The organism is Streptomyces sp. NPDC002690 (genome assembly GCF_053592415.1).
In genome coordinates this window covers 1-7,068 of the sequence record NZ_JBSFVR010000385.1, presented here as the reverse complement: position 1 = coordinate 7,068, position 7,068 = coordinate 1, and the positions used below count along the sequence as shown (strand labels likewise).

General features: G+C 75.7%; 3 protein-coding genes. 2 read left to right on the top strand and 1 reads right to left on the bottom strand.

Annotated features, from left to right (window positions below; translation table 11 throughout):
• Positions 1 to 3,745 (top strand): vWA domain-containing protein (locus ACWD3D_RS31180; protein ID WP_451464102.1); only part of this gene is annotated, 3,745 nt, incomplete at its 5' end.
• Complete coding sequence (locus tag ACWD3D_RS31175) at positions 3,742 to 5,643, top strand: hypothetical protein (protein WP_451464101.1); 1,902 nt, start codon at positions 3,742 to 3,744, stop codon at positions 5,641 to 5,643. The genes ACWD3D_RS31180 and ACWD3D_RS31175, both read left to right, overlap by 4 nt.
• A 189-nt stretch (positions 5,644 to 5,832) precedes the next feature.
• Here ACWD3D_RS31175 and ACWD3D_RS31170 read toward each other — a convergent pair whose 3' ends face one another.
• Complete coding sequence (locus ACWD3D_RS31170; RefSeq protein WP_451464100.1) at positions 5,833 to 6,804, bottom strand: zinc-binding dehydrogenase; 972 nt, start codon at positions 6,802 to 6,804, stop codon at positions 5,833 to 5,835.
• Positions 6,805 to 7,068: the final 264 nt, after the last annotated feature.

Sequence of the window (7,068 nt, the reverse complement as noted above, 5' to 3'; positions counted from 1 at the left end):
AGCCGCGGTGGCGGCCCTCGCGGCGACCGGCCCCGGGCTGCCGTTCCTCATCGGGGTGCGCCACCACGCGCCTTCGCTGGCGGCCGTCCTCCCGGCACTGCTGGACGCGGCGGCCCCCGACGTCCTCCTCGTCGAACTGCCCGCCGAGTTGCAGCCCTGGCTGGGCTGGCTCGCCCACGAGGAGACCGAGGCCCCGGTCGCGCTGGCCGCGGTGTCGGCCGACGCGCCCGGGACCGGTCCGGCAGGCGCACGGGAGCCTGCCTTCTACCCGTTCGCCGACTTCTCGCCCGAACTCGTCGCCCTGCGCTGGGCGGCGAGGAACGGCGTCCCGGCCGTGGCCTGCGATCTGCCGCTGGCCGACCGGGCATGGGCGGAGGGCGGTCAGGACACCCCTGCTCCCAGCCCTGCTCCCAGCCCTCTCCCGGGTGCCGACTCCGCGGCGTTGGCGTCGGGGGAGGGGCACGGGCTGTCCGCGGCGCTCCGGTCCCGGCTCACCGGCCGGGACGGCGACGACCTGTGGGACCGGCTGGTGGAGGCCCTCGCGCCCGGTTCGACACCCGAGGCGCTCCGCCGTGCCGCCCTGCTCACCGGCTGGGCGCTGCGCCACGAGGCCGAGACACGGGGCCGGGTGCACGGCACGGACCTCGCACGCGAGGCATGCATGCGCGGACATGTCGCCGAGGCCCTGGCGGGCGGACTTCGGCCCGCCGTGGTGGTCGGAGCCTTCCACACCCCGGCGCTACTGCCGTCCGCCGCTGGGGCCGTCAGGGCCACGGGAGCCGTCGGAGCCACCGGGGAGCCTGTACCGGAGGGGCCGGAGGCGTCCGATGCCGTGCCCGGGCCGGGCGCGGACAGCCCCGGGCACGACGCTGCCGAGGCGCCGGGGTGCACGGTCTCCCTGGTCCCGTACACGTACCCGCTGCTCGACTCACGGTCCGGCTACCCGGCCGGTATCCGGGACCCGGAATGGCAGCACGCCGTCCTGGACGCCGCGGGAGACCCGGCCGCGCTGCACGAGGCGCTTATCCGCACCGCGGTCCGGGTCTGCGCCGCCCTGCGCGAAGAGGGCCATCCCTACGGTCCGGCCGACGGCCGGGAGGTCGTCCGGGTGGCCGGTGACCTGGCCCGCCTGCGCGATCTGCCCGCCCCCGGTCGCGGTGAACTCCTGGAAGCCGCACAGACGGTGCTGGGGCGCGGAGAGACCTACGGCACGGGCCGCGCCGTCGCCCAGGCCCTCGAACGGGTACTCGTCGGAGCCCGCACCGGACGGCCCGCGCCCGCGGCTCCGCGCAGCGGTCTCGGCCCCGCGGTCGAGGCCGAGACCGGGGAACTCTCCCTCCCCGGGCCGGCGGACGTGCACGAGAAGACACCGCGCGACCTCCGGCTCGACCCGGCACGCTCCGCCCTGGACCGGCGCCGCGAACTGCTGCTGCGCAGGCTGACGGTGTGCGGCATCCCTTACGCGCAGGAGCAGGAGGTGAGCGGCGCGGCGGGCACGGAAGGACTCACGACGCGCTGGCAGGTGCGGTGGACCCCTGCCACGGCCGCGATGCTCACCGCGTCCGGGGCCCGGGGCGTCACCCCGCTCCAGGCGGCCGAGGGTGTACTGCGGCAGCGGCACGCGGCCGAGCGCGCGGAGGGCGGCCCGACGGCTGCCCAGGTCGTCCGCGGCCTCACGGAGGCCGCCGAGTGCGGGCTCCCCGTCCTGGCCGACGACCGGCTGACGGAACTGGCCGCCGTACTTCCCGCGAGCGGCACCCTTCCCGAACTCCTCGGAGGGCTCGACCTGCTGGACCGCATCGACGCCGGCCACCTGCCGGGCCTGGCCGCGCCCGACGGTCCCTCGGCCCCGGACGCCGCCTCCTCCGCCCGCGCCACCCGCACCGCCCGCGCGGCCGAACTCCTGACCTCGGCGGCGGTCCGCCAGGTCGACGGACTGACCGGTTCCGAGGAGCCCGAGGACGCCCGGGCTCTGCTCGAACTGGCCCAGCGGGCCGACCAGCTGGGCGGCATCCGGCTCAGCGATGCCCTCGCCCGGCTGGCCGTCGACGGCACCCCGCTGATCGCTGCTGCCGCCGGAGCGGTCAGGGTACTCACGGGCCACGAAGAGGCCGAGACATTCGGCGGGCGCGTCGCCTCCTGGGTGGACGGAGCCGTGGACAGCACCCTCCGGGCCGCTCTCACCGCCCGCCTCACCGGCGTCCTCACGGTGGCGGGCCCGCTCCTGGCCGTCGGCGTCGGCGCCCTGGATCCGTTGCTCCAGCGGGTCGTGGAGCTGGACGACACCGCGTTCCTGGCCCGGCTGCCGGCCCTGCGCGGAGGTTTCGACACCCTCAGCCCGGCAGCACGGGACCGGCTGCTGGACACCGTGGAGGAGCGGCTGGGCGAACGGGTGGACACCCTCGACGCGGACGACCCGACCGGGACGGCCCGCCGAACGGCCGCCGACCTCGCGGCCCGCGAGCTCCTGACCAGCCTCGGCCTGCCCGTCCCGCCACCCGCGTCCGACGACCGGTTCCCCCCGCCGTCCGGCGACCGGGCCGCGACGCATCCCGACGCACCGCAGCACGCAGTCACACCTGCCGCACCGCACCCTGCCGTCACACCTGTCGCCGCACCCTCCACCGTGGCCACCCCCGCGCGGATCCTCGCGCCCGCCGACCGGTGGCGGCTCGTGCTCGGCCGACGTCCCGGCCAACTGCCCTCCGGGGCCGCCCGCCTGGCGACCGCTCTGGACGAGCTCTACGGCGCAGGACACGGCGAGGGGTCCCGTAGCGGTCTGCCCGGCTCGCGCGGCGGCCGGGAACCCTCATTCCCCGGAGTCCGCGAGTGGTCCGAGGAACTCGCCGCGCTGTTCGGCCCCGGCATCCGCGAGGAGGTCCTCGCCGCCGCAGCCGCGACCGGCCGCCAGGACGTCCTCGCCGAACTCGACCCGTCGGCCGTCACCCCCTCCGTGGAACTGCTCCGGACGATCCTGCGGTACGCGGGCGGCCTCCCCGAGGCCCGCCTCGCGGCGCTCCGGCCCCTGGTCCGTCACCTGGTCGACGAACTGACCAGGCAGCTCGCCACCCGGCTACGCCCCGCCCTCACCGGCACCATGTCGGCCCGGCCCACCCGCCGCCCCGGCGGCCGGCTCGACCTGCCGCGCACGCTCCGCGCGAACCTGGCCACCGCCCGCCGGACGGCCGACGGAACGGTTCAGGTGATCCCCGAGAAACCGGTGTTCCGCAGTCGCGCCCGCCGGTCGGCCGACTGGCGCCTGATCCTGGTCACCGACGTCTCCGGATCCATGGAGGCGTCCACGATCTGGTCCGCGCTGACCGCCTCCGTACTCGCCGGGGTGCCGACCCTGAGCACCCATTTCCTGGCCTTCTCCACGGAGGTCGTCGACCTCACCGGGCATGTGCGCGATCCCCTCTCCCTTCTGCTGGAGGTGAGCGTGGGCGGGGGCACCCACATCGCCGCCGGGCTGCGGCACGCCCGCAGCCTGATCGCGGTGCCCAGCCGTACCCTCGTCGTCGTCATCAGCGACTTCGAAGAGGGCGCGCCACTCGGCGGACTCCTGGCCGAGGTGCGGGCCCTCGTCTCCACCGGCTGCCACGTCCTCGGGTGCGCGAGCCTCGACGACGCCGGCCGACCCCGCTACTCGACGGGCGTCGCCGGGCAGCTCGTGGCCGCAGGCATGCCGGTGGCGGCGCTCAGCCCACTCGAACTGGCCCGCTGGATAGGGGAGAAGACCGCATGACCACCGCCCAGTTGCCGCCCGTCGCGCCGGAGGTCACGGCCACGCTGGTGGAGGACCTCCCGCCCCGGCTGCGCAAGCGGCTGGATGCGGCGGTCACCAAACTCGGCGCCCGCCCGATGTGCCGCGTCGGGGACACGGTGACGATCGCGGTCGACGACGAGAGCGAGTTGCGGCTGCATGCCCCGGGCGGTGTGGTGGCGACGGCGGACGCCATCACCTGCGGTTGCCTCCTCGCCCCGGCATGCGTCCACCGCGCTGCCGCCGCCTGCGCCGCCCCCGTGGCGGACCCGGCGCCGGAACTCGCCGACCAGCCGTCCCCCGGGGGCCCAGGACCCGCCTCCCCGACGGACTCCGCCGCCGCTCCCGACCCTGCCGCAACTGCCACCCCCGCGACCGGCCCTGCACCCACACCACCCACATCGCTCACGGCACCCACTGTGGCGGGCGCACCCACCGCACCCGTCGAGCCCGCCGCCGACTCCGCCGCCCCGCTCGAAGTGGCGACCCCGGCCCAGCGTGCCGCGGCCGACGCCCTGTGGTCTGCGGGAGCCGCCGTGCTGGAGGCCGGCGTCGACGGGGCCGGTGCCGTCACCCAGTCGGCCCTCCTCCGCGCCGCGCACACCGCCCGGCTCCGGCACCTGCCCCGCGCCGCGGGCGCCGCGCTGTCCGCCGTCACGCTGCTGCGCGCGGCCCGCGCCGGGGACCCGTCCTACCGCACCGCCGACCTCGTCACAGCCCTGGCCGAACTCCTCGGCACCGCACACCGGGTGGGGACGGCGTCCGGATCGGAGCTGGCCGCCGTCAGAGGACGCGCGCGCCGCCCGTACAGCCCGGACGGCTCGCTGCGCCTGTACGGCTTGTTCACCGAACCCGTGGTCACCGACTCGGGGCACGGAGGCGTACGCACCTGGGTGGTTGGACCCGACGGCCGTCTCTGCACGGTCGGTGACGTGGCACCCGGGGGCGTCGGGCGGGCCCTGGGGGTGGCCGACCGGGCCGTACGCCTGGGGGACAGCGCGCTCACCCATCGGGAGCTGGGCCGGGCCGGCCTGGCCGTCTCGGGAGCGACGGTCTCTCCGGACGGCAGGCTGGGCGCGGGGAAGGGCGTCAAGGCCGTTACCGCCCGGGGCGTCGCGTGGACGGAGATGCCGCTCGCCGCCCTGTGGGAGAGGTCGCCGGCCGAACAGGCGGTCCGCGCCCTGCGGTCCACCGCCCGCTACGCGGACCAGGACGGCGGAAGCGGCGACCTGCTCTTTCTGGACGTCGAACTCCTCGGCGCCGTACGGGAGCCGGGCGGCATCTGCCTGCTCGCACAGTGCGAGGGAGGCATTCACGTCCGGCTGGCCGTCGCCGACGACGACCCCGCGCTGGCCCACCGCGACAACCTGATGTTGCTGGCCGCGGCGCCCGGTACCCGGCTGAGGATCATCGGCCGCCTCGTGCCCGCCCTCCACCCCCGGCTCACCCTCCTTGCCTGCTCTCACCCGACAGGCGAGGGCACGATCGACCTCGGCTTCGACCGCCTGCGCCGCGCCGACCTCCCGGACCCGGCCGCCTCCGTGCACCCCGCCCCGCCACAGCTCGAAGGGTCCGGCGCGCACTCGCCGCTGTACCTTCTGGAGCGCCGGGTCGAACAGGCGGTCCCGGCGGGCCGCGCCGCCCTCGGCATGCTCGGGGACATCACCGCCCAGACGCGCCGCCTCAGCCGCGCGGGCCTCCCCACGGCCGCCGGACTCCTGACGGCGCTGTGCGCCTCGGCGACCCGACGCGACCGAGACCTCTTCGGCCGTCTCCTTCCCGCCGACAGCGACGCCTTCGCCATGTACTGGCTCACCGCTGCCCGTTACACCGCCGCCGTGGCCGAGTCCCTGTGCGCGGCAGCCTGGGAACCGGCCTGATCACCGCAGGAGGGTGAAGCCGATCGATGCCGGCCCGCTCCAACGATCCCGTGCGCGGGAGGCCATCGGCTTCTCGCAGGCCGGTAGACCCCGTAGGCCCCGTAGGTCCTGCCGGCCGCCGCGCCCTCAGCCGCCGCGCCCCCGGCCGGCGCTTCCCGGCGGGCGCTTTCCGCCGGGGCGGTCTTCGGGTCAGACGGTGATCACCACCTTGCCCAGAAGCGCTCGGGACTCGATCGCCTCGTGCGCCGATGCCGCGTGCGCGAGGGGGAAGGTGGCGCCGACCACCGTCTTCAGGGCATCTTTCGCAGCCGCGTCCAGCGCGCGTGCGACGAGTTCGGCGTGTGCCGGGGCGGTCAGCCGGATGTCCCCGATACCGAGCAGCCGGACACCGAGGGCCGTCGCTTCCGAAGGGCTCACCGGAGCGAAGCCCCCCGTCGGGGCGCCGTGGGCCGAGAACCGGCCGCCGTTCGCGACCAGGGAGAACGCGGTCAGTCCCACCTCGCCACCCACCCCGTCCAGAACGACGTCCGCGCCCGTACCGCCGAGCGCCTCCCGGGTCCGTTCCACCCAGTCCGGGCTGGTCGGGTCGACGACGGCATCCGCTCCCAACTCCGTTACCAGGTCCATTTTCCGCTGCCCGCGGGCCAGGCCGACGACCCGGGCGCCCGCGGCTTTCGCCAGCTGCACGAGGACCGTTCCCATGCCGCCCGACGCCCCCACGACCAACACCTGGTCACCGTGCCGGACGGCCGTGACGTCCAGCAGCTTGGCCGCTGTCGCCCCGTCGTGAGCCAAGGCCGCGGCATCCACGAAAGACACCTCGTCGGGTACGACAGCCAGAGCCTCCACCGGAGCCACGGCCAGTTCCGCGTAGGCTCCGGTGAACCCGATGGAGGCGACGACACGGCGCCCGACCCATGCCGGCTCCACTCCCTCGCCGACCGCGCGCACCGTTCCGGCGATGCCACCCCCCGGGACGTACGGCGGGGTGACCGGGAAGAAGTTCCTGCCCCAGCCGGCCCGCACCTGAGTCTCCACGAAGATCGTGTCCGCGGCGGCCACGGCAACCAGCACCTGCCCGGAACCCGCCACCGGGTCGACGGCCTCCGCCGCGACCAGTACGTCCGGGCCACCGAACTCGACCACCTGTGCCACACGCATCGCGTTCCCCCCTTTGCTCCGCACCCACCGGATTCGGTGGTGTGCCCGAGTCTCGGACATCGAGTGCGCTTGAGGTCAAGGGACGGATCAGCACGGGAACGACTCACCCGATCTGTCCGGCACCTGACGCCCACCGCCGTCCTCCGGACGTCACCCCGGTGATCGGGACGGCGGGGCGAAGGCCGCTCCACGGAGATGTGGCACGGCCGAGCACCGAGCCCAGTTCGTACCGGCCGCCGAGGCGACGCGGCTCTTCCATCACTG